Source organism: Paraburkholderia azotifigens (genome assembly GCF_007995085.1).
Taxonomy (GTDB): Bacteria; Pseudomonadota; Gammaproteobacteria; order Burkholderiales; family Burkholderiaceae; genus Paraburkholderia; species Paraburkholderia azotifigens.
The window spans coordinates 1608387-1631951 of the sequence record NZ_VOQS01000001.1 but is presented as its reverse complement, the minus strand read 5'-3'; the positions used below and the strand labels follow the sequence as shown (position 1 = coordinate 1631951).

Annotated in this window: 21 protein-coding genes, 1 other RNA gene and 1 pseudogene; 10 read left to right on the top strand and 13 right to left on the bottom strand. The window is 64.5% G+C overall.

What is annotated here, in order from left to right; all coding sequences use genetic code 11:
- Positions 1-4 precede the first annotated feature (4 nt).
- Positions 5-1428, top strand: a pseudogene (locus FRZ40_RS07230) (gamma-glutamyl-gamma-aminobutyrate hydrolase family protein).
- A gap of 278 nt (positions 1429-1706) precedes the next feature.
- Positions 1707-2462 carry a DUF2968 domain-containing protein gene (locus FRZ40_RS07225; protein WP_147233745.1) on the top strand — a complete coding sequence of 252 codons (756 nt, stop codon included), beginning with the start codon at positions 1707-1709 and terminating at the stop codon, positions 2460-2462.
- A gap of 165 nt (positions 2463-2627) precedes the next feature.
- Here FRZ40_RS07225 and FRZ40_RS07220 read toward each other — a convergent pair whose 3' ends face one another.
- Complete coding sequence (locus FRZ40_RS07220) at positions 2628-3710, bottom strand: hypothetical protein (protein WP_240057106.1); 1083 nt, start codon at positions 3708-3710, stop codon at positions 2628-2630.
- A gap of 156 nt (positions 3711-3866) precedes the next feature.
- On the bottom strand, positions 3867-4433 hold the full coding sequence (locus FRZ40_RS07215) for a GNAT family N-acetyltransferase (RefSeq protein WP_028369133.1): 567 nt from the start codon (positions 4431-4433) through the stop codon (positions 3867-3869).
- 425 nt (positions 4434-4858) lie between these two features.
- On the opposite strand from FRZ40_RS07215, the gene tcuC reads away from it, so the two are divergent.
- Positions 4859-6160 carry an MFS transporter gene (tcuC, locus tag FRZ40_RS07210; RefSeq protein WP_147233744.1) on the top strand — a complete coding sequence of 434 codons (1302 nt, stop codon included), beginning with the start codon at positions 4859-4861 and terminating at the stop codon, positions 6158-6160.
- 96 nt (positions 6161-6256) lie between these two features.
- On the opposite strand, the gene FRZ40_RS07205 is transcribed toward tcuC, so the two are convergent.
- On the bottom strand, positions 6257-8104 hold the full coding sequence (locus FRZ40_RS07205) for a tetratricopeptide repeat protein (protein WP_147233743.1): 1848 nt from the start codon (positions 8102-8104) through the stop codon (positions 6257-6259).
- Positions 8105-8251: 147 nt separating this feature from the next.
- Between FRZ40_RS07205 and FRZ40_RS07200 the strand changes: the two genes are divergently transcribed.
- The 3 genes from FRZ40_RS07200 (at position 8252) to FRZ40_RS07190 (ending at position 11518) form a co-directional block, all read left to right on the top strand.
- The gene (locus FRZ40_RS07200; protein WP_028369130.1) at positions 8252-8596 is read left to right on the top strand and encodes an ArsR/SmtB family transcription factor; all 345 of its coding nucleotides are present in this window, start codon (positions 8252-8254) and stop codon (positions 8594-8596) included.
- Positions 8593-9687 carry a cation diffusion facilitator family transporter gene (locus tag FRZ40_RS07195; protein WP_028369129.1) on the top strand — a complete coding sequence of 365 codons (1095 nt, stop codon included), beginning with the start codon at positions 8593-8595 and terminating at the stop codon, positions 9685-9687. Before FRZ40_RS07200 ends, FRZ40_RS07195 begins: the two co-directional genes overlap by 4 nt.
- Before the next feature lie 109 nt (positions 9688-9796).
- Complete coding sequence (locus tag FRZ40_RS07190; protein ID WP_147233742.1) at positions 9797-11518, top strand: FAD-dependent monooxygenase; 1722 nt, start codon at positions 9797-9799, stop codon at positions 11516-11518.
- A gap of 89 nt (positions 11519-11607) precedes the next feature.
- Here FRZ40_RS07190 and FRZ40_RS07185 read toward each other — a convergent pair whose 3' ends face one another.
- From FRZ40_RS07185 to FRZ40_RS07170, 4 genes are read right to left on the bottom strand one after another with little or no spacing between them, the layout of a single operon-like run.
- Positions 11608-11862 carry a formate dehydrogenase subunit delta gene (locus FRZ40_RS07185; protein WP_028369127.1) on the bottom strand — a complete coding sequence of 85 codons (255 nt, stop codon included), beginning with the start codon at positions 11860-11862 and terminating at the stop codon, positions 11608-11610.
- Between the two features lie 8 nt (positions 11863-11870).
- A complete protein-coding gene (gene fdhF / locus FRZ40_RS07180) occupies positions 11871-14810 on the bottom strand; it encodes a formate dehydrogenase subunit alpha (RefSeq protein WP_028369126.1) in 2940 nt (979 codons plus the stop codon).
- 15 nt (positions 14811-14825) lie between these two features.
- Entirely contained in the window at positions 14826-16382 is a 1557-nt protein-coding gene (locus FRZ40_RS07175; protein ID WP_147233741.1) for a formate dehydrogenase beta subunit, read from the bottom strand.
- Positions 16379-16927 carry an NAD(P)H-dependent oxidoreductase subunit E gene (locus FRZ40_RS07170; protein WP_420873849.1) on the bottom strand — a complete coding sequence of 183 codons (549 nt, stop codon included), beginning with the start codon at positions 16925-16927 and terminating at the stop codon, positions 16379-16381. The genes FRZ40_RS07175 and FRZ40_RS07170 overlap by 4 nt, the downstream gene beginning before the upstream one ends.
- A 92-nt stretch (positions 16928-17019) precedes the next feature.
- Between FRZ40_RS07170 and FRZ40_RS07165 the strand changes: the two genes are divergently transcribed.
- Together FRZ40_RS07165 and FRZ40_RS07160 are read left to right on the top strand one after the other, a co-directional pair.
- Entirely contained in the window at positions 17020-18102 is a 1083-nt protein-coding gene (locus FRZ40_RS07165; protein ID WP_028369123.1) for a substrate-binding domain-containing protein, read from the top strand.
- 143 nt (positions 18103-18245) lie between these two features.
- A complete protein-coding gene (locus tag FRZ40_RS07160; RefSeq protein ID WP_028369122.1) occupies positions 18246-18512 on the top strand; it encodes a hypothetical protein in 267 nt (88 codons plus the stop codon).
- Positions 18513-18581: 69 nt separating this feature from the next.
- Here the strand turns inward: FRZ40_RS07160 and FRZ40_RS07155 are convergent, their stop codons facing one another.
- Positions 18582-18941, bottom strand: a complete 360-nt coding sequence (locus tag FRZ40_RS07155; RefSeq protein WP_028369121.1) for a COG4315 family predicted lipoprotein — start codon at positions 18939-18941, stop codon at positions 18582-18584.
- A gap of 424 nt (positions 18942-19365) precedes the next feature.
- On the opposite strand from FRZ40_RS07155, the gene FRZ40_RS44930 reads away from it, so the two are divergent.
- Together FRZ40_RS44930 and FRZ40_RS44925 are read left to right on the top strand one after the other, a co-directional pair.
- Positions 19366-19938 carry a glycosyltransferase gene (locus FRZ40_RS44930; RefSeq protein ID WP_240057105.1) on the top strand — a complete coding sequence of 191 codons (573 nt, stop codon included), beginning with the start codon at positions 19366-19368 and terminating at the stop codon, positions 19936-19938.
- Complete coding sequence (locus FRZ40_RS44925) at positions 19939-20106, top strand: hypothetical protein (RefSeq protein WP_240057103.1); 168 nt, start codon at positions 19939-19941, stop codon at positions 20104-20106.
- A 207-nt stretch (positions 20107-20313) separates the two neighbouring features.
- Here the strand turns inward: FRZ40_RS44925 and FRZ40_RS07145 are convergent, their stop codons facing one another.
- The 5 genes from FRZ40_RS07145 to ompA all read right to left on the bottom strand — a co-directional run bounded on the left by FRZ40_RS07145 (position 20314) and on the right by ompA (position 23563).
- Positions 20314-20574, bottom strand: coding sequence for a PAAR domain-containing protein (locus FRZ40_RS07145; RefSeq protein WP_028369120.1), 261 nt, complete (start codon positions 20572-20574; stop codon positions 20314-20316).
- Between the two features lie 209 nt (positions 20575-20783).
- Positions 20784-21153: a transfer-messenger RNA gene (ssrA, locus tag FRZ40_RS07140) on the bottom strand.
- A 106-nt stretch (positions 21154-21259) separates the two neighbouring features.
- On the bottom strand, positions 21260-21973 hold the full coding sequence (locus FRZ40_RS07135; protein WP_147233739.1) for an HAD family hydrolase: 714 nt from the start codon (positions 21971-21973) through the stop codon (positions 21260-21262).
- Positions 21974-22009: 36 nt separating this feature from the next.
- Positions 22010-22708, bottom strand: a complete 699-nt coding sequence (gene ubiG, locus FRZ40_RS07130) for a bifunctional 2-polyprenyl-6-hydroxyphenol methylase/3-demethylubiquinol 3-O-methyltransferase UbiG (protein ID WP_028369118.1) — start codon at positions 22706-22708, stop codon at positions 22010-22012.
- A gap of 207 nt (positions 22709-22915) precedes the next feature.
- Positions 22916-23563: an outer membrane protein OmpA gene (gene ompA, locus FRZ40_RS07125; protein WP_012400146.1), complete on the bottom strand. Its 648-nt coding sequence runs from the start codon at positions 23561-23563 to the stop codon at positions 22916-22918.
- Between the last annotated feature and the right edge of the window lie 2 nt (positions 23564-23565).

Below are 23565 nucleotides of genomic sequence, written 5' to 3'. Positions count from 1 at the left end.
AGTCATGAGCGAGAACAATTCCGATAACGCCGGTGCTCCCGGCATTCCATCTCCTTCGGCGAGCCAGTCGGGCGCAGCCGGGTCGCCTCCGGCGCCCGCGCCAGGGCCGATCCCGGGACCGGCTCCCACCCCCACTCCCGCCAGGGAAGCTAGGGAAGCGGCTTCCACCGATTCTCCCGAAAGCGCCTCCAATATGACGCCTGAATCGCCTCAGGCGTCGACGGACGCCGCGGCGCAGCGGCGCGAAGCGGAGCGGGCGCGCGCGAGCGCTGCGCAGTCGACCGCGCAGCAGGAAGCGGCGGCGCGCGTGCAGTCGGTCGTATCGAATGCGGAGCGCGCGGCGGCGACGGCGGCGGGCGCGAGCCCGGCGGCCGTGGCGGGTGCTGCGGGCAGTACGGCCGGCACGCCGGCGGCGCCTTCGGGTGGCGAGCCAGACGGCACGGTGGGCGCATCGGCGAAAACGGGCGGCGCACCGCCGCCGGGCTTCGGCTCGGCGCCGGACTTCGGCGCGTCCAATCCGCCGCCCGCAAGCGCGTATCCGCCGGGACCGCCTGCGTATCTGAAGCAGAACGATTCGGCGTGGTCCGTGTTCGGCCGGATCATCGCGGCGCGCGCGCGGCAGATCTTCGACCGCGCCGGCCGCAGGATCACGCAGCGCACGTTGCGCATCGGCGTGTCGGCGCGGATCTTCCACCCTGAGCCCGGCGCGAAGGGGCTGCGCGGCAAGACGCTGCAGTATCTCGAGGAATCGATCGCGCACTGGGTGATGTCGCGCGACGTGCTGGTCTTCATGATCCCGACGGTCGGCCATCAGGGCATGCTGCACCCGAGCAACATCCGTCTGCGCGATTACGCGAAGCATCTGGACGGCCTGCTGCTGCAAGGCGGCGCCGACGTGTCGCCGCAGTCGTACGCGGAAACGGCGACGCGCCCCGAATGGCCCGGCGACCGCGTGCGCGACATGTACGAGCTCGAACTGCTGCACGAATTCATCGAGTCGGGCAAGCCGGTGCTGGGCGTGTGCCGCGGCTGTCAGCTGATCAACGTCGCGTTCGGCGGCACGCTGTATCAGGACATCGCGTCGGATGTGCCGACGGCGGGTGTCCACGTCAACGAACATTACGACCAGCACCGCCACTCGGTTCACTTCCCCGAGGGCTCGACGCTCGTCAACATGTTCCCGGGCGGCGCGAGGCGATCGTCAATTCGATCCACCACCAGGCGGTCAACCAGCTTGGGCGCGATCTGAACATCGAGGCCGTGTCGGCGACGGACGGCATCATCGAGGCTGTGCGCTATCGGCGCGCGCCGTTCGTGATGGGCGTGCAGTGGCACCCTGAGTTCCATCGTGCGGGCGGCCCCGAACTGCTCGACTGCACGCCGCTGCTGGATACGTTCCTGAGGGTCGCGCGCGAAACGCGCTTCTGATTTTCTCTCGTTTCGTCGAACGCGAGCGGGCATGCAACGGTCCGCTCGCGTTCTTCATTTCTGCCAGCGGTTTGTCTGTATTCGTGGCGATTTTGCTCGACGTCGCAGCTAAACGTCTCTCATAAAATGCGCTACGTTTTACGATCTTTTGCGTTTGTGCGTCAAATTACTTAGTTGTCCGTTTATCTTGATTTAAAGTCCTGTTTTCAAGCGTCAGAAAGGGTAATTTCCGCGCGATAATCCGAGGCTGTTTCTGGATACGCATGGAGTATCGACGTATGAAGTACCCCCTGGATTTGCGCCGCGCGGTCATGCTTGCGATCACGTGCGCGCTCATGCATGGCGGCATCGCACAGTCGGCCAGCAAGACGGCAACGGGAACGGGCGTCGCGCGTGCGGGCCCGGTGAAAGGCGTGCAGGCCGACGCGGCGGACGCAGCGGCGCAAGCGGGTTCCGCCGGCATGACGGACGACACCGCCGGCCTCGACGCGACCGCCGATCTGCACGCCGACGCAAGCGGCAGCACGCAAGGCGATGTTTCCGATCTGATGCAGCTGATCCACGACGGCGGGCTCGTCGAAATGCGCACCACGTATAACGGCGGTTATGGTGCGTCGCTGTTCTTTCACGCGCAGAGCATGACTTACTATGTCGCGCTGTTCCAGGACAAGCACTTCTGGCGCGTGATCAGGACATCCGACCAGACGCGCGCCGAAGCGATCTACGCGGGCTTCGCGCGGCAAACGGCGCAGCTCGCCGAGGTTGAGATTCGCAGGGCGCAGCTGCAGGCACAGAAGGCGTCGATCGAGCGCGTGATCAATGAGTCGCAGGTGCGCGCCCAGCGGTTGCAGGCGGATATCGAAGTGGCACGCGCTCAGGAAGCGAAGGTCGCCGACTACCAGCGGCAGACCCAGGACGAGACGCTCGCGTTGCGTGACGAAAAGGAGAAGGCTCAGGCGCAATTGCGGCAGTTGCAGCAGCAGGTTCTGCAGTTGCAGCATCAGGCGGAATCGGGGTTGCCGGGGAACCGGTGAGGGCGCTCGCATTCCGCGAATGCGAGACGCGAGACGCGAGACGCGAGACGCGAGAGGGAAAGGGCTGGGTCCGGGAGTAGCTCGGACTCAGCCCTTTTCGTTTCGGATGAGCTTGCAGTCTGCCGCGGACAACCGCGGCATGCAGACCTACTTCGAAACGCGGGCCTACTTCGAAAAACTATCGGGCGCATCGGTGATGCGCCGATGCGACATGTGGTTCATCCAGTCGCTGCTGTCCGTGTCGACGCGCTCGTGACGGACCGTGGCGGGCGGAATGTCGCTGATATGCGTGCCCGCAGACATCGTGACGGAACCATAGTCGCTGTCGAAGCGCGCGGAGGGCACGGCAGGCGAGTAGGCGCCCGCGATCGACGGCAGACGGCGCGGAGGCTGGCCCGGCGCAATGTGCAGCTCAGGTGACACAGATGACACCGGCGTGCTGTGACGCGGCAGGATGTCCGTGAGATGCGGCGTCTCACGCGCGGCGTGCCTAACGGACTTCGCGAGTGCGTCGGGTTCACGCTTCACTTTGTGCGTTGCGTTCGCTCTGCGAGCATCGTGCGCATCATGCGCGGGATGGTCGATGCCCGACAGCTTCGAATGCTTCGACGGCCCGCTTGCGTGTGGATCGACAGCGTGCGAAGTCACCGACGTGCGTTCGGTATCGCGTGCGGCCAGATCGCCGCGCGCGCGATTCCACGCGAGCGGCGCATCGCCATTCCGGACGACGCCGTCCGACCGGCCACGCTCTTTCGCCGCCCGGTTCGTCGAATCATCCACCCGCGCCGCAGAGTTGAGCGTGACGCCGGGCGCGGCGGCGACGGTCGGCGACGAAGGGTGTCGCGGATGATTCGCCATCAGCCACGCGATCAACGCGGCGCCGCCGATCGCGCACGCGCCGCCCGACAGCACGTTCAACGGCCGGTTCCTGCGAGCCGACGCGAACACCGGATCGCGCATGCCGAGTGAAATGGTGTCGGCTTTGAATGTGGGAGCAGAGGGAATGGCAGCAGACGGCGTGGAGAGCGTGGCTTGTGCGTCCCAACGCGACATCGCGCGAATGGCGGCCGCGCTCATGCAGAACGTCCGCATCATCGCCGCGTAGAGCGCCTTGAGTTCCGTACGAAAGCTCGCGCCAGGCGGCAGCAGCGACCATTCGCGACCGACGGAGCGTGAGACCAGTTCGAGCGGGCGAAGACGCGGCATGGCCAGTTCGCCGGCAACGAGTGTGAGTAGGGTTGTCGACACGGTCCTCGCCTCGATGTTGTTCGTGTTTTTAGCCTCGGAGCGGCAGACATCAGCAGACGCAAACGGGCTGCGTGCTCATGGCTTGAGTCGAGGCCTTGGGTCGCGGTATGGTGGCAGGCGTCGGGCGGTCGAAACTATCGGAGCAATCCTAAATAATCAGTGATCCTGATGATCAGACGAGGCGCGATCGAGCGGATAGACGTACCTCAGTGCCGTGATGTCGACGCCGCCCATATGGTCGGGCTCCGCGCCGGAAAACTGCCAGCCCTGGCGTTCGTAGAACGCGATCGCGGGTGCATTGCCTTCCAGCACATACAGATACAGCTGTGCTTCCCCATGCTCGCGCGCCCAGTCCTGCGCGGCGCGCATCAGCAGCTTGCCCGCGCCAATTCCCTGGTGCGCGGGCAGCGCGTGCAGATTGTCGAGCAGCACGCCCCACGGCGAATCCGGCTGGCGCTCGACGCACACGAAGCCGATCGGCTCGCCCGCGCGCTCGGCGATCAGCACGATACGGTGTTCGGCGCCTGGCGCCGACATCCGCGCGCGCCACCAGGATGCGCGCTCATGTGTAACCTCGCCGTCGAGAAACGCATCGGGCAGCAGTCCGCGGTACGTCGCCTGCCAGCTCGCGCTATGAATGGCGGCGATGAGTTCGGCGTCGGCCTCGGTCGCGGGACGCAATGCGAGGGATGAAAGGGCGGGCGGCAAAACGGAATCGGGCATTGCGGCGGTAGAAACGAAACGATTGACGAGTATGAGCCGGCGATCGCGCGGCGAGAGACTCACGATACGGCGCATGTCGTCCGGCGTCATCAGGCGGGCCTTGCGGGCCAAAAACAGCGTCGGAAGAATTTTCTTGTTTCGATGCTATTGTAAGCAAATTGCATTAAATGCACGCCGTTCGGAGTAACGTTATTATCACGTGACGCCCGTGTTGTACGCGAAACTCAACGTTTACCCTGATATCTCCACGACGGTCGTCGCAGCAAACTCCCGTGCCCACGCAAGCGTCGCGCCCTGACGCGCGCAAACCAGCGCTGGCCGCGCCAGACCGGGCATCCGCGCGCTATACCCGCGGATCGTTTGAACTGCCCAACGCTGCCTGTCGCGCACTGTCGCGCAGGCAGCGGGCCCATTTAGAGATAGTCATGGCAACTGCATCCCATGCTCAAGCAGCGACGGACGAATCCAAGGTCCGTACCGTCTTTCGCGTCGTCAGCGGCAACTTCCTCGAAATGTACGACTTCATGGTCTACGGCTACTATGCCGCCGCGATCGCGAAGACGTATTTTCCGAGCGGCAACGAATTCGCCTCGCTGATGCTGTCGCTGTCCGTGTTCGGCGCGGGCTTCCTGATGCGTCCGCTCGGCGCCATCGTGCTCGGCGCATACATCGACCATCACGGCCGCCGCAAGGGCCTGATCCTGACGCTCGCGCTGATGGCGCTCGGCACGCTGACAGTTGCGTCAATTCCCGGCTACGCGACGATCGGCGTGCTCGCGCCCGTGCTCGTGCTGCTCGGGCGCCTGCTGCAGGGTTTCTCGGCGGGCGTCGAACTGGGCGGCGTGTCGGTCTATCTGTCGGAGATCGCGACCAGGGGTAACAAGGGCTTCTACTGCTCGTGGCAGTCAGGCAGCCAGCAGGTGGCCGTCGTGTTCGCCGCGCTGATCGGCGTGCTCCTGAACCGCCTGCTGCCCGCCGACCAGATGACGGCGTGGGGCTGGCGCGTGCCGTTCCTGATCGGCTGCCTGATCGTGCCGTTCCTGTTCCTGATCCGGCGTTCGCTGAAGGAGACGGACGAATTCCTCGCGAAGAAGCATCGCCCGTCGATCGGCGAGATTTTTGCGTCGATGATGCAGAACTGGGGCGTCGTGCTGGGCGGTATGGGCATGGTCATCATGACGACCGTGTCGTTCTACATGATCACGGCTTACACGCCGACCTTCGGCAAGGAAGTGCTGAAGCTCTCGTCGATCGACACGCTGATCGTCACCGTCTGCATCGGCGTATCGAATCTGATCTGGCTGCCCGTGTCGGGCGCGATTTCGGATCGCGTCGGCCGCCGTCCCGTGCTGCTGACGTTCACGATTCTCACGATCCTCACGTCATATCCGGCCGTGCAGTGGCTCGTCGCCGATCCGTCGTTCGCGCGACTGCTGATGGTCGAGCTGTGGCTGTCGTTCCTGTACGGCTGCTACAACGGCGGCATGGTCGTCGCGCTGACGGAAGTGATGCCGGCCGACGTGCGCACGGCGGGTTTTTCGCTGGCATACAGCCTGGCAACGACGATTGGCGGCTTTACGCCGGCCATCGCGACATACCTGATTCACACGACGGGCAACAAGGCGGCGCCTGGCCTGTGGATGAGCGTCGCGGCCGTGTGCGGCCTGATCGCGACGCTCGTTCTGTATCGCACGCCGGAAGCGCGCAACCAGTACCGGACGGCGTAGGCGTCGTTCGCGTCGAAGCTGCGAGTCTGCAACGGAAACCCCCGCATGCGTGCGGGGGGTTCACATTTCAGCGGCCTCGATCGGCCTCAATCGACCTCAATCACGCAGCGCCGCCGCGACTTTCTCGACGACTTCCGTCCACGCGCCCGGCTGCGGCTGCCGCACGAGTCTCGCGGACGGGTACCACGGGCTGCGTTCGTCGTGCGTGAACCAGCGCCAGTCGGCGGCGAACGGCAGCATCAGCCACAACGGTTTGCCGAGCGCGCCCGTCAAATGCGCGATCGACGTATCGATCGACACCACGCCGTCCAGACGTTCGATGATCGCTGCCGTGTCGGCGAAGTCGCGAATGCGCCCATCGAATCGATGGATGTTTTTCGCGCGCGGATGCGCGTCGAGGGCGGCGCGTTCATCGTCGCCAAGCGAGGGCTGCAGCACGATCCAGTCGATGCCGTCGAGCGCGAACAGCGGCTCGAGCGCGGCCAGCGTCAGCGAGCGGTTTTCCTGGCGCTGAGCGCGTCCCGACCAGGCGAGTCCGAACTTGCGCTTCGCGTGTCCGCCGAGCGAGCCGCGCCACGCGCGGCGCGATGCAGCGGGCGCTTGCAGATAGGCCGTGCGCGCCGGAATCGAATCGGGTTCCGTGCCGAGCGCGAATGGCAGGCTCAGCAGCGGGCACTGCAGATCGGCGCGCGGTCTCGGCGCGCCCTGGGCGATCAGCGTGACGCGCCATTGCCCGGCCGTCGGCGCGAGCAACGGCACGAGCTGCGGCTGCACTTCGAGGATGACGCGCACGGCGCGCTTCGCGACGTTTTCGACGAAGCGCATGAATTGCAGCGTATCGCCGAAGCCCTGTTCGGCGTGCACGAGCAGCGTGCGTCCTTCGATCGGCTCGCCGTTCCAGCGCGGCAGCTGCGCGGCGTCCGGCGTTGCTCCGGCGTTCTCCAGCCGCCATTCATATTCGGGCAGCCCGCGCTTGAAGTCGCCGAGCGTGAGCAGCGTCACCCCGCGATTCATGTGCGCCATCGGCAGATCGGGCCGCAGGCGCAATGCCTGATCGAACGCACGCACGGCGGCGTCGTGCGCGCCGAGCGCGTGATGCGCGGCGCCGAGGCTCAGCCACGCGAGCGCGAACTTGGGATCGAGACCGACGGCGCGCTCGAAGCGCGGCCGCGCTTCTTCGTGACGGCCCAGCGACGCGAGCGCGTTGCCGAGGCCGAACAGCGCGGGCGGCAGATTCGGCTGCGCCGCCAGCACGGCCTCGAACTCGGCAACGGCCGGTTCGTGCTGACCCGTCGCGTCGAGCGTATTGGCGAGGTTGAAGCGCGCGGCGACGAAGCGCGGCTCGATCTTGAGGGCTGCGCGGAAATGTGCGCCGGCCTCGGTGGCCGAGCCGAGCGCGTTGAGCGCCATGCCGATGTTGTTGTGCGCGCCCGCGTGGCCGGGGCGCAGTTCGAGCGCGCGCCGGAACGAATCGACGGCCTCGCGATGCCGGCCGAGCGCATGCAGCGCGTTGCCGAGATTCACGTGCGACGACGCGTCCATCGGCTGCAGGCGCAGGGACTTTTCGAAAGCGTCGACGGCGTCTTCGTGGCGTCCGGCGAGCGCGTACGCGTTGCCGAGGTTGTAGTGCGCCATCGGAAACGTCGGCGCGAGCGTCAGCGCATTGCGAAAGCGTTCGATTGCCTGGTCGAGGCGGCCGAGCGCCTTCAGCGCGTTGCCGAGATTCAGCTGCAACGCGGCGTCTTGCGGGCGCAGGTCGGCGGCACGGCGCACGAGGTCGGCTGCTTCTTCGTGCTGGCCTTGCTGATGGCGCAGCACGCCGAGCAGATGCAGCGCGTCGACGTGAACGGGATCGAGGTCGAGGGTGGCGCGATAGCCGCGCTCGGCGTCGTCGAGCCGGCCGTCACGATGCGCGCTATACGCGCGGTCGAAAACTGGGTGCATGACGCAGGCTAGGGTGTGATGCGGGAAAACGCGCATTTTCCCATACTCGGCGGTTGCTTCCCGACTTGACGTCGGGAGTGTTGCTCAATAACATATGAACACCTGTTCATATGTGTGCGTCGACATGTTGTCGCTCGCTCTGCCGAAATGTCAGCCGTTCTGTCTCTCAATACCGACGACCGCGTCGTCCAGATCGCCGATCTGTTCCGCCTGCTTGGCGATCCGACCCGCCTGCGCATCGTGCTCGCGTGTGTCGACGAGCGGCGCGCGGTGGGTGCGATCGCCGGGTCGCTGAGCCTGTCGCCGTCGCTTGTGAGCCATCATCTGCGCCTGCTGCGGGCGGCGCGCATCGTGCGCGCGGAGCGGCAGGGCAAGCAGGTGTTTTACGTCGCCGCCGACGGACACATCAGCGGCATGCTGACCGACATGCTCGAACACGTCTCCGAACCCGTCAGCGACGCCGCCGCCGAACTCTCGCAGGATCACGCATGAAATACACCGCTCATCAGACCGACGGCGCGACAGCGCATCAGCCGAAGCCCGATATGCATGTGCATACCGACGCCTGCAGCCACGCAGGCCACGACCACGCCGGACACGCTCACGCACATGGCCACGACCACGCGCACGAAGCGCACGGCAAGGGTGCGCACGCGCACGGCCATGCCCACGGGCACGGACATCATCATCACCATGCGCCCGCCGCCGGACACGGCCGCGCGTTCGCGATCGCCGTAGCGCTGAACGTGGCGATCGTCGTCATTCAGGCCGTCTACGGCGTGCTCGCCAACTCGACGGCGCTGCTCGCCGATGCCGGCCACAATCTGTCCGACGTGCTCGGCCTGCTACTCGCGTGGGGTGCGACGTGGCTCGCGACGCGGCGGCCGTCCGCGCGCTACACGTTCGGCCTCGGCGGCTCATCGATTCTCGCGAGCCTGCTCAACGCGGGGCTGCTGCTGTTCGCGTGCGGCGTGATCGTCGCGGAAGCGGTGGGACGCCTGTTCCATCCCGCGCCCGTCGCGGGGCTCGACGTCTTCATCGTCGCCGTCGTCGGCATGGTGGTGAACGGCTTCTCCGCGTGGCTCTTCATGCGCGGCCAGGAAGACGATCTGAACATTCGCGGCGCGTTCCTGCATATGCTCGCCGACGCCGCGGTGTCGGCCGCCGTCGCCGTCAGCGGCCTCGTGATCCTCTTCAGCGGCTGGACGTGGCTCGACCCGGTGATGAGCATGATCGTGGTCGCGGTGATCGTCTACGGCACGTGGGGCCTTCTGCGCGATTCGATCAGCCTCGCGCTCAACGGCGTGCCGCCTGGCGTCGACGTACAGAAGATCCGCGACTACCTCGCCGCGCAGCCGGGCGTCACCGACGTGCACGACCTGCACGTCTGGGCGCTGTCGACGACGGGCAACGCGCTGTCCGCGCATCTCGTGATTCCGGGCGGCCATCCGGGCGACCGGATGATCGACGGGATCGTCGGCACGCTGCGCGCGGAATTCGACATGCACCACGCAACGCTGCAGGTCGACATGGGGACCACGCAACATCGCTGTTCGCTCGATCGCGCGCCGCACGCGCATTAAACGGGTCTTTGCATCAGACGGCGCGTTGATGCGCCGCGTCGTCGGTGGCCCGGCAGCGATTCAAAGGCTCGGCGTACACTAGCAGACATGTCCGACTGCGGAGGTCTGCATGACGGGTGCTTCCTTCGACGTACCGCCCGTGCTGATCGTCGGCGCGGGGCCGACGGGGCTGGCGGCAGCCATGAGTCTTGCGCGCGCTCAAGTGCCCGTGCGGCTCATCGACAAGGCGCAGCAACCGGATCCGCACTCGCGTGCGATCGGCATTCAGGCGCGCACGCTCGAACTGCTGGAGCAGCACCGGATCGTCGAACAGTTCCTGGAACTCGGCCATCGCGCGCACACCGCGAATCTGTATTCGAACGGGCATCGTCTCGCGCGGCTCGACTTCGATCCGTTGCAGACGCGCTATCCGTATCTGCTGTTTCTCGAGCAATCCGTGACCGAGCGGCTATTGACAGAGCATCTGGCCACGTTCGGGGTGCACGTCGAACGCGGCGTCGAACTGACCATGTTCGCGCAAGGCTCGGCCGGTATCAACGCGACGCTGCAACGCGCGGACGGCCATATCGAAACGCTGCATCCGCCGTACATGATCGCCGCCGACGGCGCGCACAGCGCGATTCGCCATCGGCTCGGCATGAGCTTCGCGGGCAAGACGTTCGAGCAGACCTTCCTGCTTGCCGACCTCGAAGCCGACACCGGCTGGTCCGACGATGAATTCCATATCTTCGCGTCGGGCCCGGGGCTCGCGGCGCTCTTTCCGATGGGCAAGGGCAGGCAGCGGCTGATCGCCGATCATCCCGCGATGCCGGCGGGCGGCCCGCCGGGCGGCGACCAGATGCAGCTGACGTCGATTCCCGCGCCGACGCTCGACGAATGCCGTCTGCTGGCGAAGAGCCGTATCCATCATCCCATCGACATCACGGGCCTGAGCTGGTCGAGCTACTTTCATCTGAACAGCCGCATGGTCGAGCAGCTGCGCGCGCAGCGCGTGTTCCTTGCCGGCGACGCCGCGCACGTGCACAGTCCCGCGGGCGCGCAGGGGATGAATACGGGCATGCAGGAGGCGTTCAATCTGGGCTGGAAAATCGCCCGCGTGTTGCAGGGCGAAGCGCCCGAACGGCTGCTCGACACGTATCACCTGGAACGTCATCCCATCGAGCGCGAAGTACTGCGGCAAACCAGCTTCGTCACGCAGATGGCGGAAGCGGACCACGGCCCGCTCAAGCTGCTGCGCGAGCGCGTGATGCCCGTGCTCGCCGCGCTGGGGCCGCTGCGCGACGCCGCGCGGCTCACGGTCAGCGAACTGGCGATTCAATACCGGCGTTCGCCGTTGACGCTCGAACGTGTGCTCGACGGCGGTCCGCGAGCCGGCGAGCGTGCGCCCGATGCGCTCGTGCATGTGGTCGACGGACCGCTCGGGCGCGCGCCCGGCACCGGCTATGTTTTCGATCTGCACGACCCGGCGTACTTCTCGCTGTTTCTGCTCGTCGATCCGCCGGAGGAAGCCGCTTCGGGCAACGGCAAGCTGCTCGGCCTCGCACGCAAGCCCGTGCGTTCCGCCGATCTCGACCGCTTCGCCTGCGCAGTCGAAGACCTGCTGCCGGGCGCGGTGCGCGTGTGGCGCGTGTCGGATGCGAACGGCGAGGGCGGCGGGCCGTCGCTCAGCGAATCGTTCGGCCGCACGCGGCCTTCGTTCTATCTGGTGCGTCCCGACGGCTATGTGTGCGCGCGCGGGCGTCCGGGCTCCGATCTGAACGGACTGCTGCGCCATTGCGAAGCGTGGTTCGCGAAAGGCGCGCCGCCGGAGCCGCCGACGCCAGCGCCATGAGCGCCTTGAGCGAGCAGCCATAAAAAAGCGTTCGCATCGTTGCCGATGCGAACGCGAAAGTGCTGTTGCTACTGCGTGAATAGAGCGTGCTATGCCGCCGCGGCCTGCTTCGGCGTCAGATCCTCGCGATGCCTGACGAGCGCCTCGCGAACCATCTCGTGCAACTCAAGCTCGACGCCTTCCGGGTTCGTGTGCAGCGTCGCCAGAATCGAGCGGCGCATGCGCGGTTCCCAGAAGCGGCGGATGTGATCCGCAATGTTGTCGATCGCTTCGTCGCGATCCGGCATCGACTCGAAAAAATCGCCGATGCGGTTCGCCATGTCGACCAGGTTATGTGCGTCCATTGCTTGCCTCATTTACCTGACGTGGTAGCCATTTCGCGCTTGTCGAGATGCTCGAGCTGCTCGGTGTTGAAGCGCGAGTAGTCCTTCTGCCATTGCGACGGCTGCTCGACGGGCATCACCTGCACGGCCGTCACCTTGTACTCGGGACAGTTCGTCGCCCAGTCGGAGCTGTCCGTCGTGATCACGTTCGCGCCCGACTCGGGGAAGTGGAACGTCGTGTAGACGACGCCCGGCTGCATCCGGTCGGCCACCTTCGCGCGCAGCACGGTGTAGCCCGCGCGCGACTCAATGCCGACCCAGTCGTCGTCCTTGATGCCGCGGTCTTCGGCGTCGTGCGGATGGATCTCCAGACGATCTTCCTCGTGCCAGCGCGAGTTCTCCGTGCGGCGCGTCTGCGCGCCGACGTTGTACTGCGACAGGATGCGGCCCGTGGTCAGGATCAGCGGGAACTTCTGGTTGACCTTCTCCGGCGTCGCGACGTACTTCGTGATCACGAACTTGCCCTTGCCGCGCACGAACTCGTCGATGTGCATCGTCGGCGTACCTTCCGGCGCGTTTTCGTTGCAGGGCCACTGGATGCTGCCCAGCTTGTCGAGCTTCTCGTACGACACGCCATGGAACGTCGGCGTGAGGCGCGCGATCTCGTCCATGATCTGCGACGGATGCGTGTAGTTCATCTCGTAGCCGAGTGCGCGGGCGAGCAGGATCGTCACTTCCCAGTCCGAGTAGCCCGGCATCGGCGGCATCACCTTGCGCACGCGCGAGATGCGGCGCTCGGCGTTCGTGAACGTGCCGTCCTTTTCGAGGAAGGTCGAACCCGGCAGCAGCACGTGCGCGTACTTTGCTGTTTCGTTCAGGAAGATGTCCTGCACGACGATACATTCCATCGACGACAGCGCAGCGCCCACGTGCTGCGTGTTCGGGTCGGACTGCACGATGTCTTCGCCCTGGCAGTACAGGCCCTTGAAGCTGCCGTGCAGCGCGGCGTCGAACATGTTCGGAATGCGCAGGCCCGGTTCCGGCTGCAGCGTGACGCCCCATTCGCCTTCGAACAGCGTGCGCGTGACGGTATCGCTGATATGACGATAGCCCGGCAGTTCGTGCGGGAACGAGCCCATGTCGCACGAACCCTGCACGTTGTTCTGGCCGCGCAGCGGATTCACGCCGACGCCTTCCCGGCCGATGTTGCCCGTCGCCATCGCGAGATTCGCGATGCCCATCACCGTCGTCGAGCCCTGCGCATGTTCCGTCACGCCGAGACCGTAGTAAATCGCCGCGTTGCCGCCCGTCGCGTAGAGACGCGCGGCTTCGCGCACCTGCTGCGCCGGCACGCCCGTCACGCTTTCCATCATTTCCGGCGAGTTTTCCGGCAGCGCGACGAAATCGCGCCAGTGCTGGAATGCGCGCGTCTCGCAGCGCTCGGCGATGAACTGCTCGTTGAGCAGGCCTTCCGACACGATCACATGCGCGAGCGACGTGACCATCGCGACGTTCGTGCCCGGACGGAGTTGCAGATGGTATTGCGCCTTCACGTGTGCCGTATCGACGATATCGATGCGGCGCGGATCGATCACGATCAGCTTCGCGCCGCCGCGCACGCGACGCTTCAGACGCGAGCCGAACACCGGGTGGCCGTCCGTCGGATTCGCGCCGATCACGATGATGACGTCGGAGTGATCGACGGAAGCGAAGGTCTGCGTGCCCGCCGATTCGCCGAGCGTCGTCTTGAGGCCGTAGCCCGTCGGCGAGTGGCACACGCGTGCGCAGGTGTCGACGTTGTTGTTGCCGAACGCGGCGCGCACGAGTTTCTGCACGAGATACGTTTCTTCGTTCGTGCAGCGCGACGACGTGATGCCGCCGATCGAATCGCGGCCGTACTTGTCCTGGATGCGGCGGAATTCCGACGCGGCGTAGCTGAGCGCTTCTTCCCAGCTCACTTCGCGCCACGGGTCGGTGATCTTCGCGCGGATCATCGGCTTCTTGATGCGGTCCTTGTGCGTCGCGTAGCCCCAAGCGAAGCGGCCCTTCACGCACGCGTGACCTTCGTTGGCCTGACCGTTCTTGTGCGGCACCATCCGCACGACGGTGTTGCCCTTCATCTCCGCCTTGAACGAGCAGCCGACGCCGCAGTACGCGCAGGTCGTCACGACAGAGTGCTCGCCCTGGCCCATCATCACGATGCTCTTTTCGGACAGCGTCGCCGTCGGGCATGCCGCGACGCACGCGCCGCACGACACGCATTCGGATTCCATGAACGGCTGGCTTTCGCTTGCGGCGACGCGCGATTCGAAGCCGCGGCCCGAGATGGTCAGCGCGAACGTGCCTTGCGTTTCTTCACACGCGCGCACGCAGCGGTTGCAGACGATGCACTTGGACGGGTCGTACGTGAAGTACGGGTTCGACTCGTCCTTCTTGTCTTTCAGGTGATTCTCGCCGTCGTAGCCGTAGCGCACTTCGCGCAGGCCCGTCACGCCCGCCATGTCCTGCAGTTCGCAGTTGCCGTTGGCGGGGCAGGTGAGACAGTCGAGCGGGTGATCGGAGATGTACAGCTCCATCACGTTGCGGCGCAGGCCTTGCAGGCGGTCCGTCTGCGTGCGCACCTTCATGCCCGCTTCGACGGGCGTCGTGCACGACGCGGGGTAACCGCGCCGCCCTTCGATTTCGACGAGACACAGACGGCACGAGCCGAACGGTTCGAGCGAATCGGTGGCGCACAGCTTCGGAATGTTGACGCCCGCTTCGGCGGCCGCGCGCATCACCGACGTGCCCGCAGGCACCGTGATCGCCTGGCCGTCGATTTCGAGCGTCACGTCGACGTCGGAATGACGCAGCGGCGTGCCGTAGTCGGTATCGTCGAACGGACCGCGCTCGTTGCGCAGCGCGCCTGCCTTGCAGGCACAGTTGCCGGAGCCGCAGCCGCCGGATTGGAAAGTGATCGGATCGGACATTATTGGGCTCCCTTATCAGGCCGCTTGTTTCGGCGTGGCGGCCACGAGGCCGAAGTCTTCGGGGAAATGATCGAGCGCGGAGACGACCGGGAACGGCGTCATGCCGCCCATCGCGCACAGCGAACCGGACACCATCGTGTCGCACAGGTCGCGCAGCAGTTGCACCTGCTTCGTCGACGTATCGCCGTTGCGGATGCGCTGGATCACTTCGACGCCGCGCGTCGAACCGATCCGGCATGGCGTGCACTTGCCGCACGATTCGAGCGCGCAGAAGTGCATCGCGTATTGCGCGAGGTCGGCGAGATTCGACGTGTCGTCGTGAATCACGAGACCGCCGTGACCGACGACGGCGCCGACCTTCGCGTATTCCTCGTAGTCGAGCGGGATGTCCCACTGGCTCTCGGGCAGATATGTGCCGAGCGGGCCGCCGACCTGCACCGCGCGCGCCGGACGGCCGCTCGCCGTGCCGCCGCCGTAGTCGAACATCAGTTCGCGCAGCGTGCAGCCAAACGCGAGTTCGACGAGACCGCCTTGCTTCACGTTGCCCGCAATCTGGAACGGCAGCGTGCCGCGCGAGCGGCCCATGCCGAAGTCCTTGTAGAACGCGGCGCCCTTCGCGAAGATGATCGGCACCGTCGCGAGCGTGATCACGTTGTTGATCACGGTCGGCTTGCCGAACAGGCCTTCGAGCGCGGGCAGCGGCGGCTTCGCGCGCACGATGCCGCGCTTGCCTTCGAGCGATTCGAGCAGCGCCGTTTCCTCGCCGCACACGTACGCGCCCGCACCCTTCGCGACGAACAGTTCGAAGCGATGCTCCGAGCCGAGCACGCTGTCGCCGAGCCAGCCGGCTGCGCGTGCCTTGACGATAGCTTCTTCGAGCGTCGCGATCGAATGCGGATACTCGCTACGCACATAGATATGGCCGACCGTCGCGCCCGTCACGATGCCCGCGATGATCATCCCTTCGATCAGCACGAACGGATCGCTTTCCATCACGAGCCGGTCGGAGAACGTGCCCGAGTCGCCTTCGTCCGCGTTGCAGACGATGTACTTCTGATCGGCCTTCGCGGCGCGCACCGTGCGCCACTTGATGCCGGCCGGGAACGCTGCGCCGCCGCGGCCGCGCAGGCCGGATTCGATCAGCGCGTCGACGGCGGCGTCGCCCGTCATCGCGAGCGCGTTGTACAGGCCGACGATGCCGCCGTTGGCGATGTAGTCGTCGGTCGACAGCGGATCGGTGATGCCGATGCGCGCGAACGTCAGGCGCTGCTGCTTCTTCAGATACGGAATCTCGTCGACGACGCCGACCTGCTTCGCGTGCGCTTTGCCTTCGACAAAGCCCGCATCGAACAGCGACTTGACGTCTTCGGCTTCGACGTTCGCGTAGCCGATGCGGCCTTCGGGCGTTTCGACTTCGATCAGCGGTTCGAGATACAGCAAGCCGCGCGAGCCGTTGCGCACGAGTTCGATGTCGATGCCGCGCGCTTTCGCTTCGTCGGCGATGGCAGCGGCGAGTGCGTCGGCGCCCAGCGCCAGCGCGGAAGAGTCGCGGGGAACATAGATGCGCGTCATGCCGTTTCCTCCACGCGTTTCATTGCGGCGGCGAGCAGTGCGTCGAACTTCTGTGGCGTCACTTTGGCGTGCAGTTCGCCGTTGATCATCATGGCGGGCGACAGGGCGCACTGGCCAAGGCAATACACCGATTCGAGGCCGACTGCGCCATCGCACGAGTGATCGTGTGCATCGCCGTGTTTGTGCGCGTCGAAGCGGCAACCGGTGCGCGCTTCGATATGTTGCGCAAGCGCTTCCGTGCCCATGCTGCGGCACGCTTCCGCGCGGCACAGCTGCACCGTGACGGGCGCGGCCGGCGACTGACGGAAGTGGTGGTAATAAGTGATGACGCCGTGGACTTCCGCCCGTGACAGGTTCATCGTTCGCGCAAGCGGGGCGACGGTGTCCGGCGGCACGAAGCCGACGTCGTCCTGAATGGCGTGAAGCAGGGCTACCAGCGACATGCCGGGCTGTGCGTGACGTCGCACGAGTTCGTCTGGCGCAAGGGCGTTCGGTCGATCCACAGTGGGGCTCCTCCAAAGTCGATATATGCACTTGTTATTCATAACCCGTGCATCTATGCTTTGCTTGTTTGATATATCAATGCGAACGATAGGCGGGTGGATCGGCTTTCGCAATAGGAACTAAGACTGCATATATGATCCGAATTGAATGCCAGGCGCAGCTGATTGTGCGGGACAGCAATGGCCAAACGTCCAGCCTGACTGACGCCGTGCCGTTGCTGGCACTCGTCGACCAGACGGGAAGCATCGCGCAGGCCGCTGCGCTTAAGGGTTTGTCCTACCGTCATGCATGGGGTCTGTTGCGCGCCATCGAGACTCAACTGGGCGGCGCGCTAATAGAAAAGGAGCGCGGACGCGGTTCCGCGCTCTCCGAACTCGGGCAGGCAGTGTTGCGTGCGCAACGACTTTGCGGTGAACGTCTGGACGGCAACATGCAGGCATTGGCAAGCGAAGTCGCCAGCGATCTGAACCGCTGGCTCGCGCCGCCCGCCGACGACGTGCGCATCCACGCATCGCACGGTTACGCGGTCGCCGCGCTCGTGACGGCGCTGGTCGCCGACGAAGTGCCGCTCGACATCAAGTATCGCGACAGCGCGGAAGCGATTACGGCGCTGGCGCGAGGCGAGTGCGACCTCGCCGGTTTCCATTTGCCGCGCGGCGAGTTTCGCGCGGCGTGCGCGAACAAGTATCGTCAGTGGCTCGATCCGAAACGTCATCTGCTCGTGCATCTGACGCGCCGCAAGCAGGGACTTTTTCTCGCAAAAGGCAATCCGAAAGCCATCGACGGATTGACCGATCTCGCGCGCGACGATATCCGCTTCGTCAATCGGCAGCATGGATCGGGCACGCGCATGCTGATCGATCTCGCTCTGCGGCGCGTCGGCGTCGATCCGGATCGCGTGAACGGTTATGCATCGACGGAACTGACGCACTCGGCGATCGCGGCGTTTGTCGCAAGCGGCATGGCCGACGTCGGCTTCGGCGTCGAACCGGCAGCCCATCACTTCGGACTCGACTTCATTCCGATCGTCGATGAAGACTATTACTTCGCCTGCGATCGCGCACGTCTCGAGCGCGAGCCGCTCACGACGGTGATGTCGGTACTGCGCGGCAATGCGTTCCGGCAGAGCGTCGCGCATCTCGAGGGCTACGATCCCGGTGACTGCGGCAAACTGCTCGAACTGGAAGAGGGGCTGGAAGGGGGCGAGGACGCCTGAACGGCCTCACCGGCGCGGGCCGGGTAAGCGCTCGTAACAACGGTCGAGGCTGCGGACGCTGCGGCGCGCGGCGCTTTGCGCTAATCTCTACGCTTTCGTTATTTCGCCTGACATGCGCGGCTCGCTGGCCGCCTCGATCCGATATGAAATATTTCGTTCCCGCTTGTGCTGCCGTGCTCACGGCCGGCGCGCTGTTTGCCACGATGTCCGTTGCCATTGCCCAGAATTCGCCCGGCGTGCCGGGCGGCATCCTGACCGAAGAGTTCAAGCTCAACGAGCATCCGCAAATGCCGTTCGCCGCATCGGCGCCGTCAAAGAAATATCAAAGCGACAAGAAGACGACGCTGCGCAAGCGCGGCGACGACGGCGATCCGAACGGCTGCAACCTCAAGTGCCCTGACGATCGGTAAATGACACGACGCACGCAGCGCCTTGCGGCGGTGCGTGCGTCGCGTATCTCCGTCAAGCGGCCGTGCGCGTTACGGCTTGGCCGCGTGCCACACGTCCTTGAAACCATCTCCCTTCATGTCGCCCGGCTTCTCGTCCTTCGCGAAGCGATAGAGCGGCTTGTCTTTGTACGCCCATTGCTTCTGTCCGTCGGCGCCGTCGATCAGGGTCCAGTCGCCCGACGGCTTGTCGCTTGCAGCAGCGGCGGCGGCAGGCCATGCCGCTGCGCAGCCGCCCGTGCAGGCGCTTTTGCCCGGCGTCGTGTCCTTGTCGAAAATGTAGAGCGTGCGTCCCTGAGCGTCGACGAAATGGCCGTCTGAGGCTTTCGGCGGCGCGGCGAACGCGGTCTGCTGAACGGCGAACGCGGCGATGAGGAGGAGGGTCTTGCGCATGATGCGGCTCCTGTTCTGAAGTTGTATATGGAGTGTATGCAATCGATCGGCGGGCGCGCGCCTTAAATGCGCTGACTTGCATTCAATGCGCGCGCATCGAATAAACGGCGGACGCGCTGCTTTATTCCATCCGCCGCATACGCGAATGCATTCTTGCGTACGTAGCCGGACACGCCGGGCAACGAAAGGAACGGTAAGGGAGCACGGCATAATTCTCCTGATGAATTAGAGGCAATGCGAAACGCATTGCGCGGTCGGTTGTATTTCGACGCAGACCGAGCGGCGTATTCAAGCCCTCGCATACGGGGAAAGCCGGGAATGAAAATACTAGCGACCAACTTCCGCAACGGTCGTGGAGGCGGTCACGACACGTACGTCGTTTGGATCGCGCGTGCGTTCGCGGCGCGCCACGAAGTCTTCGTCGGTGCACCGAAAACCAAGCCGCCTTTTGCAGCACGCGCGCGCAGTCTCCCATATCCGCGCGCTTCTCAAGCGCGAACGCTTCGACGTGGTTCATATGAACGGCTCGCCCGCTTACCGGCTCGTGATGCTGGCGACGCTGTTCTCGCCGTTCAAGCACCCGTCCTTCGTGTGCACGAAGCGCAACACGATCCGCGTCAAGCGCGACTTCGTGACGAAGCTCAAGGCGCGACGCGCGATACATCATGTGATCGCCGTGTCGAAGCCGGCGGCAAACCTGCTGGAAGGCTCGGTGTATGCGGACTGCGGGATGTCGGCGATCGCGAATGGCGTGGACATCGACTTTTATGCGCCCTTCGACGATGCGCTCGCTGCACGCAGACGCGACGCGCTGTTTGGCGCCGTGCATGCGGGCAAGGTCGTGGTTGGCGCGATCACCGGGTTCGACTGGTACAAGGGAACGATGGACATGGTGGCAGCCGTTGCTGCGTTGCCGGAAGAACTGCGCAGCCGGGTGGCCTGGTTGTCGTCGGTACCGAGCCGAACGACGAGCAACGCCAGCTCATCGAATCGTTGAATGAACGACAATCTGCTCATTACCGGCTTCACGGATGATGTACGTGGCTATGTCGCAACCTTCGATGTCGGCTTCATGGTGTCATACGCGGTGGAGAGCAGTTCGTTCGCGTGTCGCGAGATGATGTCGACGGCTGGATCGTCGAGCCGCGCGACACGCGCACGATGACCGAGCGGCTGCACACGATGCTCACGAACCGCAACCGGTTGCCCGCAATTGGGGCGAAGCGCCCGTGCGAAAGCCGAGCTCGAGTTTTGCAACAGCAAGTTCATCCGGGAAACGGAAGAGGTGTACGTGCGCGCGGTGGCGTGATCGTTCGCGCGCCGCTGTTCCGATGGCCTGCGCTCGCAACTGAAGCGTAGCCCGCATCGCGTCTTACTGTTGTGTGCTTCGCACGAGCGTTGCGCCACACATCGTGATATCGCCGATGTAGGCAATGCGCTTGCCGTTGTGTCTGCGCCTTCCGCTCGCGATGATCGGATATTTGCCGCCACAGCGCGGACATGCGACCAGATGCCCGTCGAGCGCAACGCTAATGCCGTCTTCGAGCAGATCCTGGGCCGCCTCGACGATCTTGCCGCCGTGGTCGGTGAGATCGCCGAAGCGGGCCATGATGGGATCGACTGGGGTGCTCATGGCTCGGATATCCTTTTTTGATTAGTTCTACTGGGCGAACAGGCCAGCCCGTGCGGACGGCCGGATGGACCCGACATTTCACTTGATGTCGGATCGAGTAGCAATCAGAAAAGTTTGAAAGTGGGGCGAGAGCGGTGGCAGGCAACAAAAAACCCGCATAGCTGAACGCCGTGCGGGTTTTTGTCCTGCGGTGTGCACCAATTGAAAATTGGTGGAGGCGGCGGGAATCGAACCCGCGTCCAGAAGTCCTCCACGACTAGTTCTACATGTTTAGTTCTGTCTTTTGATTTAACCGGAGCGACGCGGACGAACACGCTGCGCTACAGCGATTCACTAGATTTTCGACCCGGACGTCGTGACGCCGCCAAGGCTTAACTGACGTATATGACCTCTGTCGGTATTGCTACCGGTCTTGCGACACTAGCCCGTCAGTGAGCCAGGCAGAGGACGGCGGCCCTTAGGCTGCCAGTGCGAACGTATCGTCGTTTGCAGTTACGTTTTTCCCATTGATTAACGAGGTGACGGGTCCTCGACATGCCCTAGCCGCTTCGCAACCCCTGTCGAAACCAGGTCGCCCCCGCAGAAGGAATGAGCCACAGATGTGGCCCAAGTCATCATTTTACAATAGCCGCCCGCGCGAGTCACGGTGAAACATGAGGCGTTGCCGTGGCTGCGCGCTGGCGCGTCAGCTGATATCGCGCAGCAGGCTCTGCAGCTCGGTTGTCGAGTTGACGACGTGCTTCGCGTGCCATTGCGCAGGCGGAATATCGTTGCCGCAGTAGCCGTATGCTGCGGCGACCGTCACCATGCCGGCGGCAAAGCCCGCCTGCACATCGCGCAGATCGTCGCCGATGTAGACGATCCGCTCCGGAGGCAGAACCAGTTCCTTCGCCGCGTGGAGAAGCGGCGCGGGATGAGGCTTCGAATGCGGCGTCGTGTCGCCGCTGACGACGCAGCCCGCGCGCGTATCCAGGCCGAGTTGAGCGACGAGCGGTTCCGTCAGCCGGGCGACCTTGTTGGTTACGATGCCCCAGCGCACGCCGCGCTCATCGAGTTCGTCGAGGATTTCGCCGATTCCGGGGAACAGAATGGTTTCGATGCAGAGGTCGGCTTCATAGTTGGCCAGGAACTCGTCGCGCATTGACGCATAGTCGTGATGCTCCGGGCCGATGCCGAAGGCGCCGCCCAGCAGACCGCGCGCGCCAGCCGACGCGAGCGGTCGCAAATGTTCCAGCGGCACCATATCGAGGCCGCGCTCGTGACGCATCCTGTTCACGGCTGCAGCGAGATCGGGCGCGGTATCGGCCAGCGTGCCGTCGAGGTCGAACAGGATGCCCTGGCAAAGGCCGATCGATGCTTCTTCGTCTTCGCGCTGAGGCAGGGGCGTGGGATCGCTCATTGAATTAGGTGCAGTTAACCGGACGCTAAAAATGGATCAGGCTTCGCGACGGCACGCGAGCATGTAGTTGACATCGGTATCGCTCGACAGGCCGAAGTGGCGCGTAAGCGGGTTGTACGTGATGCCCTTGATGTCCGCGGTGTGTAGACCGGCAGCGCGTGCGAAACCGGCGAGCTCCGACGGACGGATGAAGCGGGCGTAGTCGTGCGTGCCCTTCGGCAGCATGCGCGCGACGTACTCGGCGCCGATCACGGCAAACAGATATGACTTCACGTTGCGGTTGAGCGTCGAAAAGAACACCCAGCCGCCGGGCTTGACGAGCGTCTTGCACGCCTCGACCACCTTCGACGGATCCGGCACGTGTTCGAGCATTTCCATGCACGTGACGACGTCGAAAGACGCAGGTTCGCGCGCGGCAAGCGCTTCTGCCGCGATTTCCTCGTAATTTACCGTTACGCCGCTTTCAAGGCTGTGAAGATCGGCGACGCCCAAAGCCTCGTTGGACAGGTCGATTCCCTTTACATCCGCGCCCAGCGTGGCCATCGACTCGGAAAGAATTCCGCCACCGCAGCCGATGTCGAGCACGCGTTTGCCCGCGAGATACGCGTGTGAGTCGATCCATTTGAGCCGCACGGGATTGAGTTCGTGCAAAGGCTTGAACTCGGCGTTGGGATCCCACCAACGATGCGCGAGATCGCTGAATTTCTGCAGTTCGTGGGGATCGGCGTTGGTCATGACGGATGCGGCCTCGAGGGCAGGAATAGCGGGGTGGATCGGACAAACCCTGAGTATATAGGGCTGGGCACGGACGGGCAAAAAGCGCCGGGTCGCGCACGGTCGGGCGGCATGGTGGCGCGCGGCTTCGTTGCCGTTCTCGCGACGGGAAAGCGCATAAAAAAAGCCCCGCCGAAGCGGGGCTTGGATACTGCGGTGTTCTGTAGCTTACTGCTTCGAAGTGCCGACAACTTCGACTTCCACGCGACGATCCGGTGCGAGGCAGGCGATGAGTTGCTTGCGGTTCTTCTGGTTGCAGCCCGTCGTAACCGGGTTGCGCTTGCCCTTGCCTTCCGTGTAGATGCGGTTGGCTTCGATGCCCTTGCTGACCAGGTATGCCTTGACAGCTTGTGCACGACGCAGCGACAGACGGTCGTTGTACTTGTCCGAACCGATGCGGTCGGTGTAGCCCGTGGCCACTACGACTTCCAGGTTCAGGCCTTGAATCTTCGATGCCAGATCGTCCAGCTTTTCCTTGCCAGCCGGCTTCAGGATTGCCTTGTCGAAGTCGAACAGCGTATCCGCTTGATACGTGATCTTCTGGCTGGTGATTGCCGGAGCAACCGGTGCCGGTGCCGGCGGGGTCGGTGCTTGTGCGACCAGTGCGCCATCGCACTTTGCGTTAGCCGTTGCCGGCGTCCAGAACGCGTCGCGCCAGCAAAGCTCGTTCGTGCCGTTCATCCACACGTATTCGCCGGTGCCGTTCACCCAGTTGTCGTTCGTGGCTTGTCGCGACGCCGGCACCGACTGTGCCGAAGCGGATGCAGCCATAACTGCGGTAGCTGCAATGAACGCGAGCTTTGAAAGTTTATTCATAT